The 23,908-nt window shown below is 71.3% G+C and carries 22 protein-coding genes and 5 tRNA genes; 18 read left to right on the top strand and 9 right to left on the bottom strand.

Going from position 1 to position 23,908, the window contains the following annotated elements:
* Nucleotides 1-9 precede the first annotated feature (9 nt).
* From CES90_RS41030 to CES90_RS41020, 3 genes are all read left to right on the top strand, one after another.
* Nucleotides 10-1,203, top strand: coding sequence for a glycerophosphodiester phosphodiesterase (locus CES90_RS41030; RefSeq protein WP_189785948.1), 1,194 nt, complete (start codon nucleotides 10-12; stop codon nucleotides 1,201-1,203).
* A gap of 102 nt (nucleotides 1,204-1,305) precedes the next feature.
* Nucleotides 1,306-1,812, top strand: coding sequence for an RNA polymerase sigma factor (locus CES90_RS41025; protein WP_189785949.1), 507 nt, complete (start codon nucleotides 1,306-1,308; stop codon nucleotides 1,810-1,812).
* Nucleotides 1,813-1,857: 45 nt separating this feature from the next.
* Nucleotides 1,858-2,355, top strand: a complete 498-nt coding sequence (locus CES90_RS41020) for a GNAT family N-acetyltransferase (protein ID WP_189785950.1) — start codon at nucleotides 1,858-1,860, stop codon at nucleotides 2,353-2,355.
* A 6-nt stretch (nucleotides 2,356-2,361) separates the two neighbouring features.
* On the opposite strand, the gene CES90_RS41015 is transcribed toward CES90_RS41020, so the two are convergent.
* Nucleotides 2,362-2,781 (bottom strand): hypothetical protein, encoded by a 420-nt coding sequence (locus CES90_RS41015; protein ID WP_189785951.1) that lies wholly within the window; start codon nucleotides 2,779-2,781, stop codon nucleotides 2,362-2,364.
* Nucleotide 2,782: 1 nt separating this feature from the next.
* A complete protein-coding gene (locus tag CES90_RS41010) occupies nucleotides 2,783-3,142 on the bottom strand; it encodes a hypothetical protein (protein ID WP_149827219.1) in 360 nt (119 codons plus the stop codon).
* 452 nt (nucleotides 3,143-3,594) lie between these two features.
* Between CES90_RS41010 and CES90_RS41005 the strand changes: the two genes are divergently transcribed.
* From CES90_RS41005 to CES90_RS40970, 8 genes are all read left to right on the top strand, one after another.
* Nucleotides 3,595-4,635 carry a methionine ABC transporter ATP-binding protein gene (locus tag CES90_RS41005; RefSeq protein ID WP_189785952.1) on the top strand — a complete coding sequence of 347 codons (1,041 nt, stop codon included), beginning with the start codon at nucleotides 3,595-3,597 and terminating at the stop codon, nucleotides 4,633-4,635.
* Entirely contained in the window at nucleotides 4,632-5,456 is an 825-nt protein-coding gene (locus CES90_RS41000) for a methionine ABC transporter permease (protein WP_229914163.1), read from the top strand. The genes CES90_RS41005 and CES90_RS41000 overlap by 4 nt, the downstream gene beginning before the upstream one ends.
* Complete coding sequence (locus tag CES90_RS40995) at nucleotides 5,449-6,285, top strand: MetQ/NlpA family ABC transporter substrate-binding protein (protein ID WP_189785953.1); 837 nt, start codon at nucleotides 5,449-5,451, stop codon at nucleotides 6,283-6,285. Before CES90_RS41000 ends, CES90_RS40995 begins: the two co-directional genes overlap by 8 nt.
* 149 nt (nucleotides 6,286-6,434) lie before the next feature.
* Complete coding sequence (locus tag CES90_RS40990; RefSeq protein WP_189785954.1) at nucleotides 6,435-7,073, top strand: GNAT family N-acetyltransferase; 639 nt, start codon at nucleotides 6,435-6,437, stop codon at nucleotides 7,071-7,073.
* A 115-nt stretch (nucleotides 7,074-7,188) separates the two neighbouring features.
* Nucleotides 7,189-8,400, top strand: coding sequence for a precorrin-6y C5,15-methyltransferase (decarboxylating) subunit CbiE (gene cbiE / locus CES90_RS40985; protein WP_189785955.1), 1,212 nt, complete (start codon nucleotides 7,189-7,191; stop codon nucleotides 8,398-8,400).
* A gap of 347 nt (nucleotides 8,401-8,747) precedes the next feature.
* The gene (cobT, locus tag CES90_RS40980; RefSeq protein ID WP_189785956.1) at nucleotides 8,748-12,872 is read left to right on the top strand and encodes a nicotinate-nucleotide--dimethylbenzimidazole phosphoribosyltransferase; all 4,125 of its coding nucleotides are present in this window, start codon (nucleotides 8,748-8,750) and stop codon (nucleotides 12,870-12,872) included.
* Nucleotides 12,873-13,252: 380 nt separating this feature from the next.
* On the top strand, nucleotides 13,253-14,494 hold the full coding sequence (cobA, locus tag CES90_RS40975) for a uroporphyrinogen-III C-methyltransferase (RefSeq protein ID WP_189785957.1): 1,242 nt from the start codon (nucleotides 13,253-13,255) through the stop codon (nucleotides 14,492-14,494).
* Nucleotides 14,495-14,558: 64 nt separating this feature from the next.
* Nucleotides 14,559-15,377 carry a TrmH family RNA methyltransferase gene (locus CES90_RS40970; RefSeq protein ID WP_189785958.1) on the top strand — a complete coding sequence of 273 codons (819 nt, stop codon included), beginning with the start codon at nucleotides 14,559-14,561 and terminating at the stop codon, nucleotides 15,375-15,377.
* Nucleotides 15,378-15,407: 30 nt separating this feature from the next.
* On the opposite strand, the gene CES90_RS40965 is transcribed toward CES90_RS40970, so the two are convergent.
* Complete coding sequence (locus tag CES90_RS40965) at nucleotides 15,408-16,778, bottom strand: serine/threonine-protein kinase (protein WP_189785980.1); 1,371 nt, start codon at nucleotides 16,776-16,778, stop codon at nucleotides 15,408-15,410.
* Nucleotides 16,779-16,974: 196 nt separating this feature from the next.
* On the opposite strand from CES90_RS40965, the gene CES90_RS40960 reads away from it, so the two are divergent.
* The 4 genes from CES90_RS40960 to CES90_RS40945 all read left to right on the top strand — a co-directional run bounded on the left by CES90_RS40960 (nucleotide 16,975) and on the right by CES90_RS40945 (nucleotide 19,805).
* Entirely contained in the window at nucleotides 16,975-17,214 is a 240-nt protein-coding gene (locus CES90_RS40960; RefSeq protein ID WP_189785959.1) for a hypothetical protein, read from the top strand.
* Nucleotides 17,215-17,482: 268 nt separating this feature from the next.
* Nucleotides 17,483-17,683, top strand: coding sequence for a hypothetical protein (locus CES90_RS40955; RefSeq protein ID WP_189785960.1), 201 nt, complete (start codon nucleotides 17,483-17,485; stop codon nucleotides 17,681-17,683).
* 790 nt (nucleotides 17,684-18,473) lie between these two features.
* Entirely contained in the window at nucleotides 18,474-19,412 is a 939-nt protein-coding gene (locus CES90_RS40950) for a phosphotransferase family protein (RefSeq protein WP_189785961.1), read from the top strand.
* Between the two features lie 87 nt (nucleotides 19,413-19,499).
* The gene (locus CES90_RS40945; RefSeq protein WP_189785981.1) at nucleotides 19,500-19,805 is read left to right on the top strand and encodes a TFIIB-type zinc ribbon-containing protein; all 306 of its coding nucleotides are present in this window, start codon (nucleotides 19,500-19,502) and stop codon (nucleotides 19,803-19,805) included.
* Between the two features lie 78 nt (nucleotides 19,806-19,883).
* Here the strand turns inward: CES90_RS40945 and CES90_RS40940 are convergent.
* The 5 genes from CES90_RS40940 to CES90_RS40920 form a co-directional block, all read right to left on the bottom strand.
* Nucleotides 19,884-19,955, bottom strand: a tRNA-Val gene (locus CES90_RS40940).
* Nucleotides 19,956-19,998: 43 nt separating this feature from the next.
* Nucleotides 19,999-20,070, bottom strand: a tRNA-Val gene (locus tag CES90_RS40935).
* A gap of 23 nt (nucleotides 20,071-20,093) precedes the next feature.
* Nucleotides 20,094-20,165: transfer RNA gene (locus CES90_RS40930), tRNA-Val, on the bottom strand.
* A gap of 1 nt (nucleotide 20,166) precedes the next feature.
* Nucleotides 20,167-20,240: transfer RNA gene (locus tag CES90_RS40925), tRNA-Cys, on the bottom strand.
* Between the two features lie 38 nt (nucleotides 20,241-20,278).
* Nucleotides 20,279-20,351: transfer RNA gene (locus tag CES90_RS40920), tRNA-Gly, on the bottom strand.
* Between the two features lie 167 nt (nucleotides 20,352-20,518).
* Between CES90_RS40920 and CES90_RS40915 the strand changes: the two genes are divergently transcribed.
* The 3 genes from CES90_RS40915 to CES90_RS40905 are packed head-to-tail and all read left to right on the top strand — an operon-like array spanning nucleotide 20,519 to nucleotide 23,258.
* Nucleotides 20,519-21,562, top strand: a complete 1,044-nt coding sequence (locus CES90_RS40915; RefSeq protein WP_189785962.1) for a chorismate-binding protein — start codon at nucleotides 20,519-20,521, stop codon at nucleotides 21,560-21,562.
* Complete coding sequence (locus tag CES90_RS40910; RefSeq protein ID WP_189785963.1) at nucleotides 21,559-22,380, top strand: aminotransferase class IV; 822 nt, start codon at nucleotides 21,559-21,561, stop codon at nucleotides 22,378-22,380. The genes CES90_RS40915 and CES90_RS40910 overlap by 4 nt, the downstream gene beginning before the upstream one ends.
* A 53-nt stretch (nucleotides 22,381-22,433) precedes the next feature.
* Nucleotides 22,434-23,258, top strand: coding sequence for a GNAT family N-acetyltransferase (locus CES90_RS40905; RefSeq protein WP_189785964.1), 825 nt, complete (start codon nucleotides 22,434-22,436; stop codon nucleotides 23,256-23,258).
* Between the two features lie 25 nt (nucleotides 23,259-23,283).
* Here the strand turns inward: CES90_RS40905 and CES90_RS40900 are convergent, their stop codons facing one another.
* Nucleotides 23,284-23,802, bottom strand: coding sequence for a DsbA family protein (locus tag CES90_RS40900; RefSeq protein WP_189785965.1), 519 nt, complete (start codon nucleotides 23,800-23,802; stop codon nucleotides 23,284-23,286).
* Nucleotides 23,803-23,908: the final 106 nt, after the last annotated feature.

Raw genomic sequence — 23,908 nt, 5'->3', positions numbered from 1 at the left:
GGAGCCGACATGGGTGGGACGCAGGAGTCGCGGCAGTCGCAGGACTCGTACGAGCAGGGGCGCGGAACGGGCCGGCGGGCGCTGCTCGGTGCCGCGGTCCTCGGGGCCGGGGGAGCGGTACTCGGACTGCCGGGCGCGGCGAGAGCCGAAGAGGCGAAGTCGGGCGGTGAGTCGGGCGGCGGCTACCGGAGCCTGCCGGTGCCGACGGTCATCGCGCACCGCGGTGCCAGCGGTTACCGCCCGGAGCACACGCTCGGCTCGTACCAGCTGGCCCTCGACATGGGCGCGCACGTCATCGAGCAGGACCTCGTGCCCACCAAGGACGGCCACCTCGTATGCCGTCACGAGAACGACATCACGGGCACGACCGACGTGGCGTCGCACCCCGAGTTCGCCGGCCGGAAGACCACCAAGGTCGTGGACGGCACGTCGATCACCGGCTGGTTCACCGAGGACTTCACGCTCGCCGAGCTGAAGACGCTGCGCGCCAAGGAGCGCGTCCCCGGCACCCGGCAGGAGAACACTCTCTACGACGGCCGCTGGGAGATCCCCACCTTCGAGGAGGTGCTGCGCTGGGCCGACCGGGAGGGCCGGAAGCGGGGCAAGCAGGTCTGGCTGCACGTCGAGACCAAGCACCCCACCTACTTCCGCAAGCTGGGCCTCGGCCTGGAGGAGCCGCTGGCCAAGCTGCTGCGCAAGTACGGCCGCCACAAGAAGAACTCGCCGGTCTTCCTGCAGTCCTTCGAGCCGACCAGCATGCAGCGCATGAGCCGGCTCGTCGGCACGCCCCGGGTGGTGCTGCTGTGGACGCCCGACGACCGGCCGTACGACCTCGTCGAGGCGGGCGACCCGCGCACCGTCGCCGATCTGATCACGCCCGAGGGCCTGGCCTGGATCGCCTCCTACGCGCAGGGCATCGGCCCGCTGCTCGACCTCATCATCCCGAAGGACGCGAACGGCAACCTCACCGAGCCGACGACCCTCGTCGCCGACGCGCACGCCAAGGGCCTGATCCTGCACCCGTACACGATGCGCAACGAGAACACCTTCCTGCCCGCCAACTTCCGCAAGGGCACGGACCCCGCCGCCTACGGAGACGTCTTCGGCGCGTTCAAGGTGTACTTCGAGACCGGCATCGACGGCATCTTCACCGACAACCCGGACACCGGCCTGCTGGCTCACGCCGACTTCGTCAACGACTGACCCGTGAACCCGCACGTCAACGACTGAGCCCCCATGCCCCGATCGGGGTGACTCCCGTCCGCCCCGGCAACCCCCTGCCGGGGCGGCGGCGTCCCGGGGCACATGACACCCGACATGCTCACCACCCTCCGTCCCCTACTGGTCGCGGAGGTGTCGGCCGAGGCCTACGCGGCCGGCGCGGAGGCGGGGGACCTGGAGCAGGCCGTCTGGCTGAGGCTGCTGGAACGCCTTGACGCCGACGGTCCACCCGCCGACCCCGAGGGCTGGCTGCGCAGCGCCGTCCGCTTCGAGGCGCGCCTCAGCCGCCGCAAGGCCCGTGCCGAACAGCCGTACGTCTCCGAGCCCGCCGACGACCGCGCACCCGGCCCCGAACAGCAGGCCCTCACCGCCGCCCGCCGCCGCGCCCTGCACGCGGCCGTACGCCGGCTCCCCGGCCGTTGCCCGCGCCTTCTCGCGGCACTGCTGTCGCCGCAGGACCTCACCTACCGTGAGATCGCGGGCGAGTTGGGTATCTCACAGGGAAGCTTGGGCCCAGAACGTTCCAGATGTCTGGGATGTCTGCGTCGATTGCTGACCGCGGAGGTTGCGGCACGCGAACCGCGGGGATAGGAGTGAAGGACAACAGGTGAGCAGGTGAGCGGGAGGCGTGCACACATGGGCATGAGCGTGACCATCTCGGTGGCGACCGAGCAGGACGCCGAGCAGATCTTCAGGCTGCAGTACCTGTGCTTCCAGAGCGAGGCGGCACTGTACGGCAACTACCGGATCGACCCGCTCCTCCAGAGCCTCGACTCCGTCCGCGAAGAGGTCGCCTCCGACTGCGTGTTCGTGGCCCGGCTGGGTGACGAGGTGGTCGGCTCCGTGCGCGGCGCCCTCCACGACGACGGCGCCGCCTCCATCGGCAAGCTCTGCGTCCACCCGCGCCTCCAGGGCCACGGCATCGGTGCGAGGCTGCTCCGTGCGGCCGAGTCCGCCCTGGCCGAGGAACGCGGCGCCACCAAGTTCCGCCTCAGCGCCGGCCACCGCAGCGAGGGCAGCCTTCGCCTGTACCGCCGAGTGGGGTACGAGGCGGTGGGTACCAGCCAGGGGCAGGACGGGGTACCGATGGTGGTCCTGGAGAAGCCGGCGGGGGCTTACGCGGCGACGGCGTAAGGGGTCCTACCGGGGCGCGGACTTGCTCTTGCGCAGCCAGTACATGGCGGTGATCGGGAGCAGTACGGGAATGAACAGGTATCCCATCCCGTACTCCGACCACACGGTCGCGTCCGGGAACGCCGACGGTTCGATCAGCGTCCAGGTTCCCACTACCAGCACGCCTGCCAACTCGGCGGCACAGCACACCAGTGCCGCCTTGCGGGCCTTCTCGCCGCCCCGCACCAGCGAGTACGTGATGAACCCGTACACGACACCCGCCAACGCCGAGAGTGAATAGGCGAGCGGCGCGTGCTCGAACTCGGTCGAGATCTGCACGATCGACCGTGACACGGCCCCGACGACCATCACGCCGTACAGCCAGACGAGCAGCATGCCGGGCCCGCTGATCAGCCCGGTCTCCGGCTTCTCCTGTGTCGCTGCCACGTCAGCCTCCCCAGATGTCGTAGAGCCGCACCTGCAGCACGGCGAGCACCACACCGCCGGCCGCGACGGTCACACTGCCCCAGCGTGTGCGCTCGGCGAGGGACATGAACCCCGTCACCGGAACGCAGGCGAAGGCCCCGAGGAGGTAGGACACGAAGATCGTGGTCCCCTGCTCCGGCTTGTCACCGCGCGCCAACTGCACGATCCCGACGACCAGTTGCACGAGGGCCAGCACGGACACCACGGCCATACCGATGAAGTGCCAGTCCTTGGTCGGCTGATCGCGGTACGCGGCCCAACCGCACCACGCGGCGAGCAGAAGGGCCGCGACGGCGGTCGCCACGGTCAGGGGAACAAGCATGTCGTGACCCTATTACGTCCCAAAAGCCCTGCCGCGGCCGACCCCGGGCGGGCGAGACCCGGCGGGTGCGCACCGTGGCCTTGCCCACACTGCCGGGTGCCCACTATGTGGATGCAACCCAGCTTGGCCTGCACATATGGAGCGCTCGGCTGTCCGCCATACGGATAGTCCGCCCAGGCCGCAGCCATCCGTCTGCTTTACTGATCTCATGACCACGACGAGCTGCCGCACCCTTGCGACCGAGGCGACCATGACGCCCGGTGCTCGTTGTATGTGTCGAATGTGCGCCTTCTAGAGGGCCTCACCATCCCCTGAGCCTCGCGCCTCAAAGCGAGCCGCCGTGGCATGTCCGTACGTCAGACGCCGTACGTGACCGTGCTGCCCCGCGCACAACCTTCTCTCTCGTACCAGGGCACATCCATGCCCGCGTACTCGACAGTGATGGAATCCCAGTGATCACCACATCGGGCCTCACCAAGGTCTACCGTTCCCGCGGCCGAGAGATCACCGCCCTCGACGGCGTCGATCTGCACGTCCGCGAAGGCGAGGTGTACGGCGTCATCGGCCAGTCCGGCGCCGGCAAGTCCTCGCTGATCCGCTGCGTCAACCTCCTCGAACGCCCCACCTCCGGAACCGTGACCGTGGCGGGCCAGGACCTCACCGCCCTGGCCGGGCGCGGACCCCGGGCCGGCCGGGAACTCCGGCAGGCGCGCAGCCGTATCGGCATGGTCTTCCAGCACTTCAACCTGCTGTCCTCCCGGCCCGTCCAGGACAACGTCGAGCTGCCGCTCGAAATCCTCGGCAAGTCGGGGAAGGAACGCTCCCGCAAGGCGCTGGAGCTACTCGACCTCGTCGGTCTCGCCGACAAGGCCAAGGCCTACCCGGCCCAGCTCTCCGGAGGCCAGAAGCAGCGCGTCGGCATCGCCCGAGCACTGGCCGGCGACCCGAAGGTGCTCCTCTCCGACGAGGCCACCAGCGCCCTTGACCCGGAGACCACCCGCTCCATCCTCCGGCTGCTGCGCGACCTGAACCGGCAGCTGGGTCTGACCGTCCTGCTCATCACCCATGAGATGGATGTCGTGAAGTCGATCTGCGACTCGGCGGCGCTGATGGAGAACGGCCGCATCGTGGAGTCCGGGACGGTGAGCGAGTTGCTCGCGACGTCTGGCTCCGAGCTGGCCTCCGCGCTCTTCCCGGTGGGCGGCGAGGCATCCGGCGAGGACCGTACGGTCCTCGACGTCACCTTCCAGGGCGAGGCGGCCACCCAGCCGGTCATCTCGCAGCTCTCCCGCACCTACAACATCGACATCTCGATCCTCGGCGCCGCCATCGACACCGTCGGCGGCCTCCAGGTCGGCCGTATGCGCATCGAACTGCCCGGCCGCTACGAGGACAACGTCGTGCCGATCGGTTTCCTGCGCGAACAGGGCCTGCAGATCGACGTACTGGGCCAGGAGCCCGCATCCGTGCTGGTGAAGGAAGGTGCCAAATGACCTGGACGGAAATGCGGCCCCTGCTGGAGCAGGCCTGTTGGGACACCCTTTACATGGTCGGCTGGTCCACCGTCATCGCGGTCGTCGGCGGTCTCCCGCTCGGCATCCTGCTCGTCCTCACCGACCGGGGCGGCCTGTTGCGGAACGTCCTCGCCAACAAGGTCATAGGGCAGATCGTGAACGTCGCCCGCTCGATGCCGTTCATCATCCTGATGGTCGCGTTGATGGGCTTCACCCGCTGGATCACCGGCTCGACCATCGGCCGCGAGGCCGCCATCGTGCCGCTCGCCATCGGCGCGATCCCGTTCTTCGCACGCCTGGTTGAGACGGCTGTCCGCGAAGTGGACGGCGGGCTCGTCGAGGCCGTGCAGTCGATGGGCGGCAACACCTGGACCGTCGTACGGAAGGTCCAGGTCCCCGAGTCCCTGCCCTCGCTGATCGCCAGTACGACCACCACGGTCGTCGCGCTCATCGGCTACTCGGCGATGGCGGGGACGGTCGGCGCGGGCGGCCTCGGCGACATCGCCATCCGCTACGGCTACCAGCGCTTCGAGACCGAGCTGATGTGGATCACCGTCGCGATCCTCGCCGTCGTCATCTCCGTCATCCAGTTCGCCGGCGACTACGCGGCCCGCTCCCTGCACCGCCGCGGTGGCACCTCCTCCCCGGTACCCCGGCTGCGCCTGCTGAAGGCCTCGACGGCGACCGGCAAGACCGTCCAGGTCGACCTCCCGAACTGGTCCAGGTCGACTTCTCCAAACCCCCCGAACACCTCTCTCGGGGGCGCTCCACCCAAAAGGAAAGGCACTTTTCGTGCGTAACACCGCCAAGTTCACCACCGCCGTACTCGCCGCCGGAGCCCTCACCCTCGGGCTCACCGCCTGCGGCGCGGACCAGGCCGACACCGCCTCCGCGTCCGGCACGAGCGGTCCACTGGTCGTCGCCGCCAGCCCGACCCCGCACGCCGAGATCCTCACCTACGTCAAGGACAACCTGGCGAAGGACGCGGGTCTCGATCTGGAGGTCAAGGAGTTCACCGACTACGTCACGCCGAACACGGCGACCGAGGACGGGTCCGTGAACGCCAACTACTTCCAGAACCAGCCGTACCTCGACGACTTCAACAAGAAGAACGGCACCCACATCGCCCCCGTCGTCACGGTCCACCTGGAGCCGCTCGGCCTCTACTCGAACAAGGTCAAGAGCGCGGACGACCTCAAGAGCGGCGCCACCATCGCCGTCCCGAACGACAGCGTCAACGAGGCGCGTGCCCTCAAACTCCTGGACGCGAACGGGATCATCACGCTCAAGGACGGCGTGGGCAACGAGGCGACCCCGGCCGACATCGCCGAGAACCCCAGGAAATTGGAGTTCAAGGAGCTGGAGGCGGCCCAGACCCCACGCTCCCTGGAGGACGTGGACGCCGCCGTCGTCAACGGCAACTACGCCATCGAGGCCGACCTCTCGCCCGCGAAGGACGCCCTGGTCCTGGAGTCCGCGAAGGACAACCCGTACGGCAACTTCCTCGCCGTCAAGGAGGGCGACGAGCACGACCCGCGCGTGGAGAAGCTCGCCGAACTCCTCACCTCCGACGAGGTCGAGAAGTTCATCGAGGACCAGTACGACGGCTCGGTGATCCCTTCCTTCTGAGCAGCCACGGCACGTATACGGCGTATCGCCACGCATGGGGTCCACTCGTTCACAGGGAGTGGACCCCTGTCGTGCGATTCAGTGCTTTCATGCTGCATGCTGGGCAGTTCAGCAGGCTCTCAAAGTTTTCGAAGGTTACGGAGCGGCGCATGATGAGCACCTTGCCCGACATCTCCATCAGCACGGAGCGGTTGGTTCTGCGCCCGTTCGACGAGGACGACATCGACGCCTTCGCCGAGATGATGAACGACGAGATGGTCACCGCCTGGACCTCCGTCCCGCACCCCTACACCCGGGACGACGCCCGGCGCTGGATCGCCGAACAGGCCCCCGCCGAGCGCATCGCGGGCCGCGGCATCGTCTTCGCCGTGGACGAGTTCCTCACCCAGCGCCTCGTCGGCATCGTGCACCTGCGGAACACCGACTGGAGGGTCCGCTCCAGCGAGATGGCGTACGTCATCGCCCCCTGGGCGCGCGGCGAGGGCTACGCCTCCGAAGCGGCCCTCGCGACCGCCCAATGGCTGTTCCGCGAGCAGAAGTTCGAACGCATCGAGCTGCGCACCGCCGCCGACAACACCGCCTCCCAGCAGGTCGCCCAGAAGATCGGCTGTATCAGCGAGGGCGTCCTGCGCAACGCCTGCATAGCGCGCACCCGCACCGCCGATGACCACTGGACGGAGATCCGCACCGACTTCATCGTCTGGAGTCTCCTCCCGGAGGACATCGAGGGCGTCGGTGAGGAACTGGCCGACAGCGGCGGCTTCGGCTCGTACGCCGACTGGAACTGAACCACCCACGGGCCGTGCCCGGCCGCCGGCCCCTCCGCGTCACCAGGTACCCTCGCGGGACCCCCGTACGGGCTTTCCCTGACGACCTGCGAAGACCTTCTGGAGACTGACGACGATGGCCGACCGGGTCACGGTGATCGGCTGGGACGGCTCCCCCCTGACCGCCGCGGCGCGCTCCGCCCTCGCCGCCGCCACACTGGTCGCCGGCGCGGCCCACCATCTCGCACTGCCCGAGGTGCCCCCGTACGCCGAACGCATCCGGCTCGGCAGTGTCGCCCTCGCCGCCCGCCGCATCGCCGCCCACCGCGGCACCGCCGTGGTCCTAGCCGACGGCGACCCGGGCTTCTTCGGCGTCGTCCGCACCCTCAGAGCCCCCGAGTTCGGTCTGGAGGTCGAAGTCGTCCCCGGAGTCTCCTCCGTGGCCGCCGCCTTCGCCCGCGCGGGCATGCCCTGGGACGACGCCCAGGTCGTCGTCGCCCACCGCCGTACGCTGCGCCGCGCGGTGAACGTCTGCCGCGCCCACACCAAGGTCGCCGTCCTCACCTCGCCCAGCGCCGGACCCGCCGAACTCGGCCTGCTCCTCGACGGAGTTCACCGCACCTTCGTGATCTGCGAGGAACTCGGCACCGAACGCGAACGCGTCACCGTCGTCACCTCCGACAAGGCCGTCGACCACACCTGGCGCGACCCCAACCTCGTCATCGTCATCGGCGGCCCCGTCACCGCGACCGAGGGCGGCGGCTGGATCGCCGGACGCGACCCCGGCGCCGGACCACGCGGCCTGTCCCTGCCGTCCGAGGTCTACGGCGGCGCCATGGGCGAGGGCGAGGCCGAACTGCTGCGCTCCTCCCAACTGGCCCGCCTGGGACCGAGGGTCGGCGACCTCGTGTGGGACATCGGCTCCGGCAGCGGCGCGTTCGCCACCGAGGCAGCCCGCTGCGGCGCCGCCGTCATCGCCGTCGACCGCGACCCCGAGGCCTGCGGCCGCACCACTCTCGCCGCCCGCCGCTTCGGCGTCCAGCTCCAAGTGGTCCACGGCGCCGCGCCGCACATCCTGGAGAACCTCCCCGAACCCGACGTCGTACGCGTGGGCGGCGGGGGAGCGGCGGTGGTCTCCGCCGTCGCCGACCGGCGCCCCCGGCGCATCGTCACTCACGCCCTGACCCGCCCCGCCGCCGAACGCATCGGACGCGACCTGACCGAGCACGGATACGACGTCCGGTGCGACTTCGTGCAGTCCGTCGAACTCGACACAAGGGTCTGGACGGAGAGGGAACGGAGCGTCGCGTTCCTGCTCAGCGGGACCCTGCCCGAACATTCCCAGTGATCCGGTTGTCGTACCGGCGCGGTAGGCTGGCCGACCGTTGTACCGCATTTGGACACCCGACACTTCGTCGGTCAATGTCCGGAAAGCGCGCCCGTTTTGAGGGCGTGTGTGGTACGGCGGAAGCGGAGGGCGCGCAACGTGGCGCAGTCCACAGCGGACCGTCGCGGATCTAAGGTTTCGCGACGGCGAAACGACCGCGACAATGGCCATTCAATGGCTTTGTCGACTTGCACGCAGGTCGTCTCGTGCCGCTGGGCACACACGCTCGTTCTCCATGGCGGAGCGGTCGGTGCGCCGTTCCAGGGCCAGCTGGCATAGAGGCACTAACCGATGGGCGAGGGGTACGCATGACCGACACCGGCCAGGTCCCGGGCGAGGGACTGCCGGAGAGCGCAGGCATGGTGGAGCAGCCGGGCGTCGCGGCGCCGGGCGCGTACACCTACCTCTCCGAGACCGCCGCCGAGGACGACGAACTGCTGCTGCCGGGTGCCCAGGGCGCATGGGGCAACGAAGTGCCGCCCCCCGCCCCCGAGCCCGTCGTCCAGGTCGTCCACGAGCCCGTCGCCCAGGAGCATGCCGTCCACGAGCCCGGCCCGCACGAGATGTCGGGCCGGGACAGCGGCTCGATCGACCTCGGCGCCGTACGTCACCCCGTCGCGACGCCCGTCCCGCAGCCGCCGGTGGCCCGCCGCCCGCTGCACATGGGCCCGCCCACCCCCGACGCCTCCGCCAGCCCGGTCCGCTCCCTCGCCGACCGCGGCCCCGCCGGCGCCCCCGTCCCGCCCGGCGCCGTACGCCACTCCGGCCCGCCCACCACCGGCCCCGAGTACCTCGACGTACCCCCGCCGGGCGTGACGCCATGGGGTACCCCCGTGTCCGCCGAGGCGATGCCCGCGCCGGCGGTGCGGGTCGAGGACGCGGCCGCAGAAACGGTCGTTCCGCAGGAGAAGCAGGTCTCCGTCGCCGTGGCCGAGGCGCCGCCCGTGGTGGAGACGCCGCAGGCAGCGGAGGAGCCGCAGGACGCCGAGGCCCTGCACCAGGCGCAGGACGCCGCCTACGCCCAGGCGCAGGAGGCCGCCGCGGCGCAGGTCACCGAGGCCCAGCTCCGGGTTCCGGACGTCACCGAGGCCCTGCCCGACGCCCAGCACCGGGCCCCGGAGGCGGTAGCCGTGCCGCCGGTCGCGGAGACCGTCGAGGTCCCGCCCGTCGCGGAGGCGCCGCAGAGCCCCGAGCCGGTGGGGGAGGCGTCCGAGGCAGAGGTTCCGGTTCCGGTTCCGCAGGAGGCCGCGCCCGCTGAGCCCGCCGCACCCGCCGCCGTACAGGCCCCGGATGCCACGCCGTTCCCGCCGGCCGCCCAGGACCCGGAGCAGATCGAAGCCCAGGTACCCGCCGAGGCCCAGGATGTTGTTCCCCAGACGCCGGAGGCGGCCGAGGTCCCGCAGGAGCCCGAGGCCGTCGCGCAGCCCGTCGACGTGGACGCTGCGCCGCCGGCCGACGCCGCAGTGGCGCCGGCCGACGCCGCAGTGGCGCAGGCCGATGCCGCGGTGTCGCCGACCGATGCCTCGGTGTCGTCGACCGTGGCGGCCGGTGGTGAGCAGGACACCGCCGTTCCCGAGCAGCCGGCAGCGACCGGCGCAGCCGATGAGCCGGCCGTGGCCGTCGCTCCGGACCAGCCGATGCCGGGCGAGGAGGCCGGGACCGCCGCTCCGGAGCAGAACGCGACGACCGACGTGTCGGCCGAAGGACAAGCCGCTCAGGCTGCTCAGCCCGCCGAGGGGCCCGCGCTCGCGCAGGACCCGCAGCAGCAGCTGGACGCGCCGGTCGTTCAGGAGTCGCAGACAGCGGAGGCCCAGGCCGTGGAGGCTCAGCCGGCGGAGGGGGTGCTTCCATCCCAGCCGGAGCCCGCCGCCGAGGAGGCCCCGACGGAGGCCCCGACGCCGGAGCCCTCGCAGCCGCTGCCCGCCGTCCAGGGCCCGCAGGCCGCCGAGCCGGTCACACCGGTCGCGGAGGTCCCCGACCAGGCCGCCCAGGTCGCCGAAGCCGCCGCCCAGCCGGAGACCGCCGAGCCGCCTGCGGTCGAGGCCGAGGCCCCGGCCCCGGAGCCACTCCCCGCCGAGCAGCCGACCGGCGAGGCTCCGGCCGAGCCCGCCGAGTCCGTTGCTGCGCAGCCCGCGGACGCCGACGTGGTCGTCACGGAGCCCGCGGGCGCCGACCCGGTCGCCGAGCAGCCCGCAGCCGCCGAGGCCCCGGCCCCCGTCGCTCCCCAGGACCCTCACGCCGATCAGCCGATGGGCGAGTTCGTGCCGGTCGATGGCTCGGTGCCCACCACCCCGCACCTGGCTCCGACCCCGCCCCAGGGGATGGTGGTCCCGCCGCTCCCCGCGGACGACCAGACGCCTCCCACCGCCGAGATCCCCACGGAGACGGCCGAAGAGGTACCGGCCCCGGAGCCGACGGCGGAGCCCGTCGCCATGGTCCCCGCCCCCCGCGACTCCGAGGCCGAGACGATCGTCGTACCGCAGCCGCTCGCGGTGGCCGACGCGGAACCCGACGTGGTCCAGAACGCGGAAGACCTGGACACCCGGGCCGCCGACCAGGAAGACCAGGACGACCAGGACGACAGTGAAGCGGCGGCGGTGGAAGCAGCCGCGGCAGCCGAAGAGAGCACGGCCCCGGTGGAAGAAGCACCCGAAGACGTACGGGAAGAAGGCGTACGGGAAGAAGGACGGCAGCCCATGGGCCCGGCCGCACCTCCCTACGACGAAGCCGAGCGCGAGGCGGTCCTCAAGGTCATGCGCGAACGCCGCGACATCCGCAACGGCTTCCGCAGCGACCCCATCCCGCACGACGTGCTGCTCCGCGTCCTGGAGGCCGCCCACACGGCACCCTCGGTGGGCCACTCCCAGCCCTGGGACTTCGTCGTCATCCGCTCGGCGGAGACCCGCCGCACGATGCACGAGCTCGCCCAGCGTCAGCGCGAGGCCTATGCCAAGTCGCTGCCCAAGGGCCGGGCGAAGCAGTTCAAGGAACTGAAGATCGAGGCCATCCTCGACACCCCGGTGAACATCGTCGTCACCGCCGACCCGACCCGGGGCGGCCGCCACACGCTCGGCCGGCACACCCAGCCGCAGATGGCCCCGTACTCCTCCGCGCTCGCGGTCGAGAACCTGTGGCTCGCGGCTCGCGCTGAGGGCCTCGGCGTCGGCTGGGTCAGCTTCTTCGACGAGCGCGAGATGGTCCGCGCCCTCGGTCTGCCCGAGCATCTGGAGGTCGTGGCGTACCTGTGCGTCGGGTACGTCGACGAGTTCCCGGAGGAGCCCGAGCTGATGCAGGCGGGCTGGGCCAAGCGCCGCCCCCTGTCGTGGGTCGTCCACGAGGAGACGTACGGCCGCCGCGCCCTGCCCGGCGCCGAGCCGCACGACCTGCTGGCCGAGACCGTCGCCGGTATCCGCCCGCTGGACGCCAAGGCGCTCGGCGAGGCGTGGGAGCGGCAGAAGCGGATGACGAAGCCGGCGGGCGCCCTCGGCATGCTGGAGATCATCTCCGCCCAACTGTCCGGACTGTCCCGGCAGTGCCCGCCGCCCATCCCGGAGCCCGCCGCCGTCGCGATCTTCGCCGGTGACCACGGCGTCCACGCCCAGGGCGTCACTCCCTGGCCGCAGGAGGTCACGGCCCAGATGGTCGCCAACTTCCTCGGCGGGGGAGCGGTCTGCAACGCCTTCGCCACGCAGGTGGGCGCCGAGGTCTGCGTCGTCGACGTGGGTGTGGCGAGCGACCTCCCGGCCACGCCGGGTCTGCTGCCGCGCAAGGTCCGCGCCGGTACGTCCGACATGACCACCGGCCCCGCGATGACCCGCGAGGAAGCCAGGAAGGCCATCGAGGTGGGCATCGAGACGGCCCGCGACCTCGTCGCCGCCGGCAACAAGGCCCTCCTCACGGGCGAGATGGGCATCGCCAACACCACGGCCTCCGCCGCCCTGATCGCCGTCTTCACCGGCGCGGACCCCTCCGAGGTCACCGGCAGGGGCACGGGCATCAATGACGAGACCCTGGCCCGCAAGACCGAGGTCGTCCGCCGCGCCATCGAGCTCCACCAGCCCGACCCGGCCGACCCCATCGGCGTTCTCTCGGCGATCGGCGGCTTCGAACACGCCGCCATCGTCGGCCTCCTCCTCGGTGGCGCCTCCCTCCGTACGCCGGTCATCCTCGACGGCGTCAGTGCCGGCGCCGCCGCCCTGGTCGCCCGCGCCATCGCTCCCGAGGTCCTCGCCGCCTGCATCGCCGGCCACCGCAGCGCCGAACCGGGCCACGTGGCCGCCCTCAAGAAACTCGGCCTCCGCCCCTTGGTCGACCTGGACCTCCGCCTGGGCGAAGGCACCGGCGCCCTCTTGGCCCTCCCCGTCGTCCAGAGCGCGGCGAGGGCGATGCACGAGGTGGCGACATTCGACTCGGCGGGGGTGACCGAGAAGTAGCTGAGGGGAGTACTGGTCGCTTCGTGACCCCGCCGTGGTGGTGGGCAGTCGTTCCGCTGGGGCGATGGGGGCACCTCCCGCTCATGGGGGCACCTCCCGCTCGAGCGGAGCCGAGAGTGGGGGAGAAGCCGAGAGTGGGGGAGGGTGGGCACAACCGCCCACAGCCCCGCGCCCGACGATGCTGCTCGGCTACACCGCGGGGGGGGGGGGGGGGGGGGGGGGGGGGCACAGCCCCCGCTTTCGGGTAGGGGCCGGCCTGGGGAAAGAAAGCCCCACCCCCGGCCCCCACCCACCCGCACCATAGAATCCGCACGTCAGGCCCGCTCCAAAGCCGCAGCGCGCCCCACCGCACCGCCGCCAGCCCGAGGGAGCCGCACCTCATGGCCGAACACCCCGCCTACCCCGTGGGCCTCCGCCTCACCGGCCGCAAGGTCGTCGTCCTCGGCGGCGGCCAGGTGGCCCAACGCCGCCTCCCCGCCCTCATCGCATCCGGCGCCGACATCCTCCTGGTCTCCCCGGAGGCCACCCCCTCCGTGGAGGCGATGGCGGACGCGGGCGAGCTGACCTGGGAAAAGCGCCCCTACGCGGAAGGCGACCTGGCGGAGGCCTGGTACGCCCTGATCGCCACCGGCGACACGGAAGCGAACACGCGCGCCTCGGCCGAGGCGGAGCGAAACCGCGTCTGGTGCGTCCGCTCCGACAACGCCGAGGAAGCCACCGCCTGGACCCCGGCGACGGGCCACAGCGAGGGCGTCACGGTCGCCGTGCTCACCACCAGCGCCCGGGGCCGCGACCCCCGCCATACCGCCGCCATCCGCGACGCGGTCGTCGAGGGCCTCCGCGACGGCACCCTGGTCGCCCCCCACCACCGCACCCGCACCCCCGGCGTCGCCCTCGTCGGCGGCGGCCCCGGCGACCCGGACCTGATCACCGTCCGCGGCCGCCGCCTCCTCGCCGAGGCCGACGTCGTCATCGCCGACCGCCTCGGCCCCCGCGATCTCCTCGCCGAACTCCCGCCGCACGTCGAGGTGATCGACGCCGCGAAGATCCCGTACGGCCGTTTCATGGCCCAGGAGGCCATCAACAACGCGCTGATCGAGCACGCGAAGCAGGGCAAGTCGGTCGTACGCCTCAAGGGTGGCGACCCGTACGTCTTCGGTCGGGGCATGGAGGAACTCCACGCACTCGCCGAGGCCGGGATCCCCTGCACGGTCGTCCCCGGCATCTCCAGCTCGATCTCCGTCCCCGGCGCGGCCGGCATCCCGGTCACCCACCGGGGCGTCGCCCACGAGTTCACCGTGGTCAGCGGTCATGTGGCCCCCGACGACGAGCGTTCCCTGGTCGACTGGGCCTCGCTCGCCAAGCTGACCGGCACACTCGTCGTCCTCATGGGCGTCGACAAGATCGGCAGGATCGCCGAGACCCTGGTGGCTCACGGCAAGTCCCCTGAAACGCCGGTCGCCCTGGTCCAGGAGGGCACCACGGCCGCCCAGCGCAGGGTCGACGCGACCCTCGCCACGGTCGCCGAGACGGTACGTACGCAGGAGGTCAAGCCCCCGGCGGTCATCGTCATCGGCGAGGTCGTGAACGTGGGCACGCTGCACCCGGAGCCCGCCGAGTAACCCCGGGTAACGTAAACCGTCCCAAGCCGTTGGCACGACACCCAGGACAAGGCAGTATCACCCTGTGGCCGATCTCATCACCGTGGAGAACCCCGACGACCCGCGTCTGCGCGACTACACGGGCCTGACCGACGTCGAACTGCGCCGTAAGCGCGAACCGGCCGAGGGCCTGTTCATCGCCGAGGGCGAGAAGGTCATCCGACGGGCCAAGGACGCCGGCTACGAGATGCGTTCGATGCTGCTGTCCGCCAAGTGGGTCGACGTCATGCGCGACGTCATCGACGAACTCCCGGCCCCCGTCTACGCGGTCAGCCCGGCCCTCGCCGAACAGGTCACCGGCTACCACGTGCACCGCGGCGCCCTTGCCTCCATGCAGCGCAAACCGCTGCCGACGGCGGCCGAACTGCTCCGGACGGCCCGCCGCGTCGTGATCATGGAATCCGTGAATGACCATACAAACATTGGCGCGATATTTCGGTCGGCCGCAGCCCTGGGTATGGACGCCGTATTGCTCTCGCCCGACTGCGCGGACCCGCTCTACCGCCGCAGCGTCAAGGTCTCCATGGGCGCGGTCTTCTCCGTCCCGTACGCCCGGCTCGACACCTGGCCCAAGGGCCTGGACGCCGTTCGCGACGCGGGTTTCACGCTCCTCGCCCTCACCCCGGACGAGAAGGCGAAGTCCCTCGACGAGGCCGCCCCGCACCGGATGGACCGTGTCGCCCTGATGCTCGGCGCGGAGGGCGACGGCCTCTCCACCAAGGCCCTGATGGCGGCCGACGAATGGGTCCGCATCCCCATGGCCCACGGCGTCGACTCGCTCAACGTGGGCGCGGCGGCGGCCGTCGCGTTCTACGCGGTGGCGACGGGCCGCCCGCAGGCCTGACCGGCCCCGGCAGATTCCGGGTCTCTGACGTCAGTCGGGATCCACGGCTTCGATGGTCGACGTGTACCGCTGTTCCATCAACTCACCCTCCGGCAGGGGCGCGAACTGCTGCTCCTGCCGTACGTCCTTCCGCTTACCCTCACCGTCGAGCCCGCGCGACGGACCCTGGCACCCCTGCGCCGTCGCGATACCGAGCGCCGCCAGCAGCGTCACCACGACGAACACCACCAACCGCTGGCGCAGCAGCCGCGGATTGGCGGGCCGCCGCCCGGTCCCATTGGTCCGGGGCCCCGGACGCCCGGCGCCGCTGCGGGGCGAAGGCCGCTTGCCGGCTCCGGTGCTGTTGCGTGAGGTCCCGGGCCGCGCTCCCGGCCGTGAACCACCGCCGGTCCGGGAGCCACCCCCGGTCCGAGGCGGCGGCGTACCAGGCGAACCCGGCTGCGACCTACGCGTGTCCGGCCGTGTGTCCGGCGGCTGCCGCAACGTGCGCTGCTCGACGTACTGCTCGGCGAGCCGCCCCGACGGCCGATCCGGGTCGGAGCGCGGCGCGGGCGGCCGGACATCCGCCAGGCCCTGTGCCTCACGGGCCGCGATCTCCTTGAGCCGCAACGACAGTTGCAGCGTGCTGGGTCGCTCGTCCGGGTCCTTCGCCAGACAGGCGCGGACCAGGGGCGCCAGCGCGTCGGGCACCCCGCGCAGCTGCGGCTCCTCGTGCACGACCCGGTAGAGCATGACCTCCGAACTGCCGTGCCCGAAGGGGGAGTCGGAGGTCGCCGCGTAGGCGAGCGTGGCCCCGAGGGAGAAGACGTCCGTGGCCGGTGTGACCGCCGCCCCACGTACCTGTTCGGGCGCGAGGAACCCCGGCGACCCCACGGCCGTACCGACATGCGTCAGCGTCGAGGCCCCCGTCGCCCAGGCGATACCGAAGTCGATGATCCGCGGCCCCTTGGGCGACAGCAGGATGTTGGACGGCTTCAGATCCCGGTGTACGACGCCCGCTTCGTGCACGGCCACAAGCCCTTCGGAGAGGGCGGCCCCGATCGAGGCCACTTCGGCGGCCGACAGCGGCCCCTCCTCGGCGACCTTGTCGTGCAGCGAGGGACCCGGCACGTACTGCGTGGCGAACCACGGCCGGTCCGCCTCCAGATCCGCGGCGACGAGCCGTGCCGTACACCCACCCCTGATCCGCCGAGCCGCCGACACCTCGCGCGCGAACCGCGACCGGAACTCCTGGTCCTCCGCCAGATCCGGCCGGATCACCTTCAGCGCGACTCGCTGCCCACGCCGGTCGGAGCCCAGGTAGACAACGCCCATCCCGCCCGCGCCGAGCCGTCTGTGGATCCTGAACGAGCCGACGACGCGCGGGTCCTCGCGCCTCAGGCGCATCATCGCCATGTTCATCCCCGCTGCCCGTTCCGTCTGACGAGCCACAGCTTACGTTTCCACGGCCGGGCGTGCGCAGAGGCCGCGCCTTCGCGACCCGATCGATTGTCAGTGCCGGGTGGGAAACTTGAAGGGTGGTCAGGGAACGTGAGTTCGAGGCCGCGTTGGGCTCCCTGGGATCCCAACCACCCACCGCAGAAGGGGGATTGAACCCGTGAAGGGTGACCGTGTGGAGATAGTCGTGGACGCCGGGGACACGACGCGTACCTACGAGGTGATCGCGAGCAGGGCCGGACGCCGGGTGGAGACGGCGGTACGGCGAGGTGTCGTGGAAGTGAGCGAAGTCACCCGCAGCGGCACGGTGGTCCGTACCGCGAGGTTCATGGCGAACCGGGTGCTGGCGCTGGTGGAACAGCCGGTTCCCCGCGAGGACGGCACGGAGCGGAACCAGTAACAGAAGGGACACTCCAGGCATCTTCCGGGCATCCCCTCCGGGAAGACCCCGAGACGTAGGACCTCGTCTCCACCCTGGGGAGTACGTCGCAGGTCATCGCTCATCCTCCGGGAGGCCCGCCAATCGGTACGAGGGCATGACGACCCGCACCCGCCGCGCGCCTAGATTTGAGGTCAAGCGGCGGGTGCAGCACTCGTCCCCCGAGGTCAGACACCCGCCGCTGCCAACGACAAGCAACGCATGACGAGATCGGACAGGAGGAGGGACCATGGCCCACACGGCACCGCGGACGGCGATCCGCACCCGGGAGCGCAGGATGTTCACCGCCGACCACCGCCCGGGCCGTCGCCACCCCTTGGTGGCGACCGCGATGGTCCTCCCCCTGGCGGCCCTGCTCGTGTACGCCTTCGGCGGCTGGGATGCAGTGGTCACACAAGCGTCGTCCGTGGGTGTGATGCTGGGGCGCTGAGCGGCGACCCCAGGCCCGGAAGAGCGGTCCGGGCGGGGACATCCACCCATGAAACCCCGTGGGGACGGGGGTGCGGCGGACGGCAATAAACGCCCGCGCAGCTGGGGAGCTGCGCGGGCGTTGCACTTTCCCCGGCAACCTCACATAGCTGCGGGCAATCGTGCCGCTGGGGCGATGGGGGCACCTCCCGCTCATGGGGGCACCTCCCGCTCGAGCGGAGCCGAGAGTGGGGGAGAAGCCGAGAGTGGGGGAGGGTGGGCGCAGCGGCACCTCGTCACCGCCGAGCTGCGGAACCAACCGTTCCTGGGGACTGAGCGGGAGTGATCCCGAATCAGCCGCGCGCCCCGAACGGTCTTGGGCGCTCCCCCAGACTTCGTCCGGGGGGACCCCAAGGTCCCCGGCGTACTCAACCCCGAGGCGGCGACACGCATCCTGTGCGTGGTCCGATCCCGGGAGGCCCCCGCGGCCGGAGGCCGCTGTGGACACTGCCCTGACGCGACCTGGCCAGTTGGGTTCGGCCAGAGGCGACGGGGAGGCCCCGGACCATCTCTCTGGTGGAGCGGGGGCCCCGCACGCCGGCGCCGTACCCGGCGTCCCAGATCGCACGGCAACGCCAACCCGACTGGCCCACGGTGCTGCAAGCCTGCGAGCCGACCATCACACGATCGAGTTAAAGCGGCCTCATGCGCATTCCTCGGCGAACAGTTGCCAACCCCCCGGTCCGCCCCAGTGGAGGGTGCCGACCTGCGTAGGCTCATCGACAGCGCCGTACGCCCAGCAAGGGGGACCAGTGACCGCCGCCGACGTACTACCCGCCCTCAGGGCCAAGGTACGCAGCACAGCCCACCCCGAATCCACCCCCTGCTCCCACACCGACACGGTCCTCGCGGAACGCGACGACGGCACGGTGGTCCGCCACGCGGACACCGTCGCCAAGGCCCACGCCCCCGACACGAACCCCACCGCCCTGACCCTCCGCCTGACCGTCGCCACCGACAACCCCGACATCCTCCTGTCCCCCCTCCGCCCCGCACCCACCCCCCTCCACGGCCGCCTCATCACGTTCTGGCCGTACGGCACCCCCGTAGATCCCGAGGCCCCCGAGAACGTCCCCTGGGAAGCGGCGGCCACCCTTCTCGCCCGCCTCCACCAGCGCCGGCCACCCACCTCCCTGCCCCCCATGCGCGGCCCCAGGAAGGCGGCCCAAGCCATCGCCCGCCTCCACACCACCGCCCCGCACCACCCCGCCGCGGCCCCCGTTCTCCGCGCCTGGCACACCCTCCCCGCCTGGGCCCGAGCCGAGTCCCCCATGCCCGACCCAACCACCCTCTGCCACGGCGACCTGCACCTCGGTCAGCTCGTACGCCACCCGGCCACCACCGACTCCTGGCGCCTGATAGACGTCGACGACCTCGGCGTGGGCGTCCCCGCCTGGGACCTCGCCCGCCCGGCCGCGTGGTACGCCTGCGGCCTCCTCCCGCCCGACGAGTGGACCCGCTTCCTCACCGCGTACCGGCAGGCGGGCGGCCCGGCGGTCCCGGCGCACGCCGACCCCTGGCCCGTACTGGACGTACCGGCCCGCGCACTCACCGTGCAGACGGCGGCCCTGGCGATCGCCAAGTCGACGGCGGCCGGTCGCCCCCTTGACGACGTGCAGCAGGCCGTTATCGATGCATGTGACCGAATGAGTACCATCCCGCCGGAGTTGGCGAACGTTTTCCCGAAGTAGGGTGCAACCGACCGCAGCCGGGCAGTGTCTGTCCTGGCGTAACGCGAAGCAGCACCGAACGGCGAGGAGTTGAGCCGAACCATGCACATGCAGTGTCCGAAGTGCCATGCGCCGATGCACACCTACAACCGCAATGGCGTCCAGATCGAGCAGTGCAGCGGCTGCCGCGGGATCTTCCTCGACTACGGCGAGCTGGAGGCACTGACCCGCCTGGAGTCGCAGTGGGGCGGCGGCCCGGCCGTTCCTCCGCCGCCGGCCGCCCCGCAGTACCCGTCGGGCGGCGGCCACGGCGCTCCCGCCTGGGGTGCCCCGCACGGCGGTCACCACGGAGGGCACCACGGCGGGCACGGTCACCACAACCGCGGCTTCGGCCACATGCTCTTCTCCAGCTGAGCCCGCGCGTGTGGCGCGTCCGCGCCGCACATACGACGAAGCCCCCGGCCGTACGAGACGGCCGGGGGCATCGGTGTGTGGACGATACTGGGATTGAACCAGTGACCTCTTCCGTGTCAGGGAAGCGCTCTCCCGCTGAGCTAATCGTCCTCGGGATCACAACCCGGGAGGCCCGGAGATTGTGGATCTTGCGTGCGCGATACTGGGATTGAACCAGTGACCTCTTCCGTGTCAGGGAAGCGCTCTCCCGCTGAGCTAATCGCGCGGGGTGAAGCCCTCAGGCTCCAGTGGACGATACTGGGATTGAACCAGTGACCTCTTCCGTGTCAGGGAAGCGCTCTCCCGCTGAGCTAATCGTCCTTGGAGGTGGAGACGGGATTTGAACCCGTGTAGACGGCTTTGCAGGCCGTTGCCTCGCCTCTCGGCCACTCCACCAGGAGTGTGGGTTCGGGAAGATCCCCCACTTTCCTGCGAGCGGACGACCAGGTTCGAACTGGCGACCTCAACCTTGGCAAGGTTGCGCTCTACCAACTGAGCTACGTCCGCTTGTCGTTTCCGGCCCGCTTCCGCGTTCCGGCGACGTGTTGAACTCTAGCGGATTCCGGGGCCAGTACAAAAACGCGTTTGTGCAGCGTGCTGCGGTGCGTCCACTTCCGGACCTGGTCAGGACCTGGTCGGGACCGCCTTCCGAAGCTCGTCCTAGACTCGACTGCGTGCTCGACCTCCCTCCTCTCGCCCGCTTCGGCGACCTCGTCGCCACCGGTCTCACCGATGTGACCAGCGATCCCGCCGCCCTGGACTCGTCGGGCTTCTGGGCCGTCCGCGCCGACTACGAGGGCGGTCTGGTGTGCGCGCGCTTCGCTGACGTACGCCGCGAGCCGGCGCCCGCTCCGGTGCCGGGGGAGTGGCGTGGGCCGGCCGCCGACGACTGGACGTCGTCCCTCGACCGCGCCGCGTACACCGCGGGCGTACGCCGAATCCGCGAGTACATCGCCACCGGCGAGGTCTACCAGGCGAACCTCTGCCGGGTGCTGTCCGCGCCCGTCGCACCGGACGCCGACGTGGACGCGCTGACCGCGCTGCTGGCGCGCGGCAACCCGGCACCGTACGCAGGAACGATTCGCCTGCCGGGGCACGGCGTGGAGATCGCGACCGCGTCGCCCGAACTCTTCCTTCGCCGCGCCGGCCGGGTCGTCGAGTCCGGCCCGATCAAGGGCACCGGACGCACCGAGGCAGACCTCCTGGAGAAGGACTACGCCGAGAACGTGATGATCGTCGACCTGGTCCGCAACGACATCGGCCAGGTCTGCGCCACCGGCTCCGTGACCGTGCCCGACCTGTGCGTCGTCGAGAAGCACCCGGGGCTGGTCCACCTCGTCTCCACCGTGCGCGGCGAACTGCGCGAGGACGCGGGCTGGCCGGAGCTGCTCACCGCCGCCTTCCCGCCCGGTTCCGTCACCGGTGCCCCCAAGTCCAGCGCCCTGCGGATCATCGACGAACTGGAGACCGCGCCGCGCGGCCCGTACTGCGGGGGCATCGGCTGGGTCGACGCCGACCGGGGCACCGGAGAGCTGGCCGTCGGCATCCGTACCTTCTGGATCGACCGGGCCGCGGGCGAGCTTCGCTTCGGTACGGGGGCGGGCATCACCTGGGGGTCGGACCCCGAGGCGGAGTGGCGGGAGACCGAGCTGAAGGCCGCCAGACTGCTCGCGGTAGCGTCGGGAACGTACGAGGCGACTGGGAGGACCCCCAAGTGAAGATATGGCTCGACGGCGGGTTGCAGGACATCGACTCCGCCCGTGTCTCCGTCCTCGACCACGGACTGACCGTGGGCGACGGAGTCTTCGAGACCGCCAAAGCGGTCGACGGGCGCGCGTTCGCCCTGACCCGCCACCTCGACCGGCTCGCCCGCTCGGCGCGCGGTCTCGGACTGCCCGAGCCCGATCTCGACGAGGTGCGCCGTGCCTGCGCCGCCGTTCTGGACGCCAACCCGATGGCGCTCGGCCGCCTGCGCATCACGTACACCGGCGGCCTCTCCCCGCTCGGCTCCGACCGGGGCGACCACGGTCCGACCCTTGTCGTCGCCCTCGGCGCGACCAAGCGGCGCGCGGACTCCACCGCCGTGATCACCGTCCCCTGGACCCGCAACGAGCGCGGCGCCCTCACCGGCCTGAAGACCACCTCGTACGCGGAGAACGTCGTCGCCCTCGCCCGCGCCCACGAACAGGGCGCGACCGAGGCCCTCTTCGCCAACACGGTGGGCCAACTGTGCGAGGGCACGGGCTCCAACGTCTTCGTCGTCCTCGACGGCGAGATACACACCCCGCCGGTCGCCTCCGGCTGTCTCGCGGGCATCACCCGCGCGCTCGTCGTCGAGTGGACGGGCGCCCGGGAGACCGACCTGCCGCTGGACGTCCTGGAACGCGCCGACGAGGTCTTCCTCACGTCGAGCCTGCGTGACGTGCAGGCCGTGCACCGGGTCGACGCCCGCGAACTCGGGGGTACGCCGGGCCCCGTCACGGCGAAGGCGATGCGGGTGTTCGACGAGCGGTCCGGGAACGACCTGGATCCGTAAAAGCCGCCGATATTGGGCTGACCCGGCGGTCCGCAGCGGGTAGAACACCCCTGATGACCACGACCCTGCGGCCCAGCGAGCCGCTTCAGCACGCCGCCGACGGGACGCGTTCGCGCCGCTATCAGGTGTGCGTGAACAGCCGTCCCGTCGGCGCGATACACCTCGGTACGCACCCCGTCTTCGGGGATTCGGTGGCCCGGCTCCTGGATCTGCGGATCGAGGAACCGGACCGGCGGCGAGGGCGGGGCACCGTGGCCGCACTCGCCGCCGAGGAGGTGGCGCGCGGCTGGGGCTGCCGGCGGATCGAGACGTCCGTCCCGGCCGACGCCCAGGCCGCCCTGCGACTGACCGAGGTGCTCGGTTACGTCCTGCGCAATCGCGGCATGAGCAAGTCCCTGACCGGCGTCCCACCCGAACTGCCCGAAGGCAGCAGGGGGCGGCCCATGACAGAGGCGGAGTTCGGGCCGTGGGAGGAGGCGAGCAGGGAGGGCTACGCACAGGACTGGATCGCGCGCGGAGTGCCCGAGGCCCAGGCGTACGCCAAGGCCGAGCGCGACCACGAGAGACTGCTGCCGCAGGGGTCCGCCACCGAGAACATGCTGTTCAGCGTGTTGGAACACGAGGGAACCCGGGTCGGCGCCCTGTGGGTGGCCCTGGCCGACGACACCGCCTTCGTGTACGACGTGGAGGTGGACGCCGCGCACCGGGGCCGCGGTCACGGTCGTTCGCTCATGCTGCTGGCCGAGGCCCAGGCCGTGGAGGCCGGCAAGTCCGCCATCGCCCTCAACGTCTTCGCGGGAAACTTCCGGGCCGAGTGCCTCTATGAGTCCCTCGGCTACCGGACGACCGCCTATCACCTGTCCAAGCAACTGATCTGAGGGCCTGCGAGAGGCGCCCCGTGGGTCAGGCGCCCTCGGCCAGCAGACGGTCGGCGATCTCCTCGACGCGCTCGCGCAGTCCGGCCTGGCTCTTGCCGCCGTCGAGGTGCTCGCCGCCGATGACGTACGTGGGGGTGCCGGTCACGCCGATCGCCTTGCCCTCCGCCTGGTCGGCGTCGACGATCAGGATGTGCCGGCCGTCGATCAGGGCGGTGTCGAACTCCTCGGCGTCCAGGCCCAGTTCACGCGCCACCTCGACCAGGAACGGCTCGCCCGCCCGGTCCAGCTCCTCCACCCGGCCGAGTACGGCCTCGATGTACGGCCACGCCATGCCCTGTTCCGTCGCCTCCTCGGCGGCCTGCGCGGCGGCGAAGGCGTGCTTGTGCTTCTCCAGCGGGAAGTGCCGCAGCCGTACGTCGAGCCGGTCGCCGTAGCGGGCCCGCAGTGCGCGGATGTCGTCGAGGGCGCTGCGGCAGTCGGGACACTGGAGTTCGCACCAGACGTCCAGGACGACGGCGGGCGGTACGGGGGAGGAGTCGCTCATGGGGATCAGTCTCCCAGCCCGGGCCGCACCCGCCGAACGGCCGGGGTCGCTGAGGCGACCGGGGTCGCTGAGGTGACCGGGTTCGCTGAAGTGACCGGGTTCGCTG

This window comes from Streptomyces capitiformicae, from assembly GCF_002214185.1.
GTDB classification, from domain to species: Bacteria; Actinomycetota; Actinomycetes; order Streptomycetales; family Streptomycetaceae; genus Streptomyces; species Streptomyces capitiformicae.
The sequence above is the reverse complement of the archived record's forward strand: the minus strand, read 5'-3'. Positions and strand labels throughout refer to the sequence as shown.

Bases quoted from the DNA above. Each gene is read 5' to 3' on its own strand.
- CES90_RS41030 (WP_189785948.1), top strand. From the start codon at position 10: ATGGGTGGGACGCAGGAGTCGCGGCAGTCGCAGGACTCGTACGAGCAG.
- CES90_RS41025 (WP_189785949.1), top strand. From the start codon at position 1,306: ATGACACCCGACATGCTCACCACCCTCCGTCCCCTACTGGTCGCGGAG.
- CES90_RS41020 (WP_189785950.1), top strand. From the start codon at position 1,858: ATGGGCATGAGCGTGACCATCTCGGTGGCGACCGAGCAGGACGCCGAG.
- CES90_RS41010 (WP_149827219.1), bottom strand. From the start codon at position 3,142: ATGCTTGTTCCCCTGACCGTGGCGACCGCCGTCGCGGCCCTTCTGCTC.
- CES90_RS41000 (WP_229914163.1), top strand. From the start codon at position 4,632: ATGACCTGGACGGAAATGCGGCCCCTGCTGGAGCAGGCCTGTTGGGAC.
- CES90_RS40990 (WP_189785954.1), top strand. From the start codon at position 6,435: ATGATGAGCACCTTGCCCGACATCTCCATCAGCACGGAGCGGTTGGTT.
- cbiE (WP_189785955.1), top strand. From the start codon at position 7,189: ATGGCCGACCGGGTCACGGTGATCGGCTGGGACGGCTCCCCCCTGACC.
- cobT (WP_189785956.1), top strand. From the start codon at position 8,748: ATGACCGACACCGGCCAGGTCCCGGGCGAGGGACTGCCGGAGAGCGCA.
- cobA (WP_189785957.1), top strand. From the start codon at position 13,253: ATGGCCGAACACCCCGCCTACCCCGTGGGCCTCCGCCTCACCGGCCGC.
- CES90_RS40965 (WP_189785980.1), bottom strand. From the start codon at position 16,778: ATGAACATGGCGATGATGCGCCTGAGGCGCGAGGACCCGCGCGTCGTC.
- CES90_RS40955 (WP_189785960.1), top strand. From the start codon at position 17,483: ATGGCCCACACGGCACCGCGGACGGCGATCCGCACCCGGGAGCGCAGG.
- CES90_RS40945 (WP_189785981.1), top strand. From the start codon at position 19,500: ATGCAGTGTCCGAAGTGCCATGCGCCGATGCACACCTACAACCGCAAT.
- CES90_RS40905 (WP_189785964.1), top strand. From the start codon at position 22,434: ATGACCACGACCCTGCGGCCCAGCGAGCCGCTTCAGCACGCCGCCGAC.
- CES90_RS40900 (WP_189785965.1), bottom strand. From the start codon at position 23,802: ATGAGCGACTCCTCCCCCGTACCGCCCGCCGTCGTCCTGGACGTCTGG.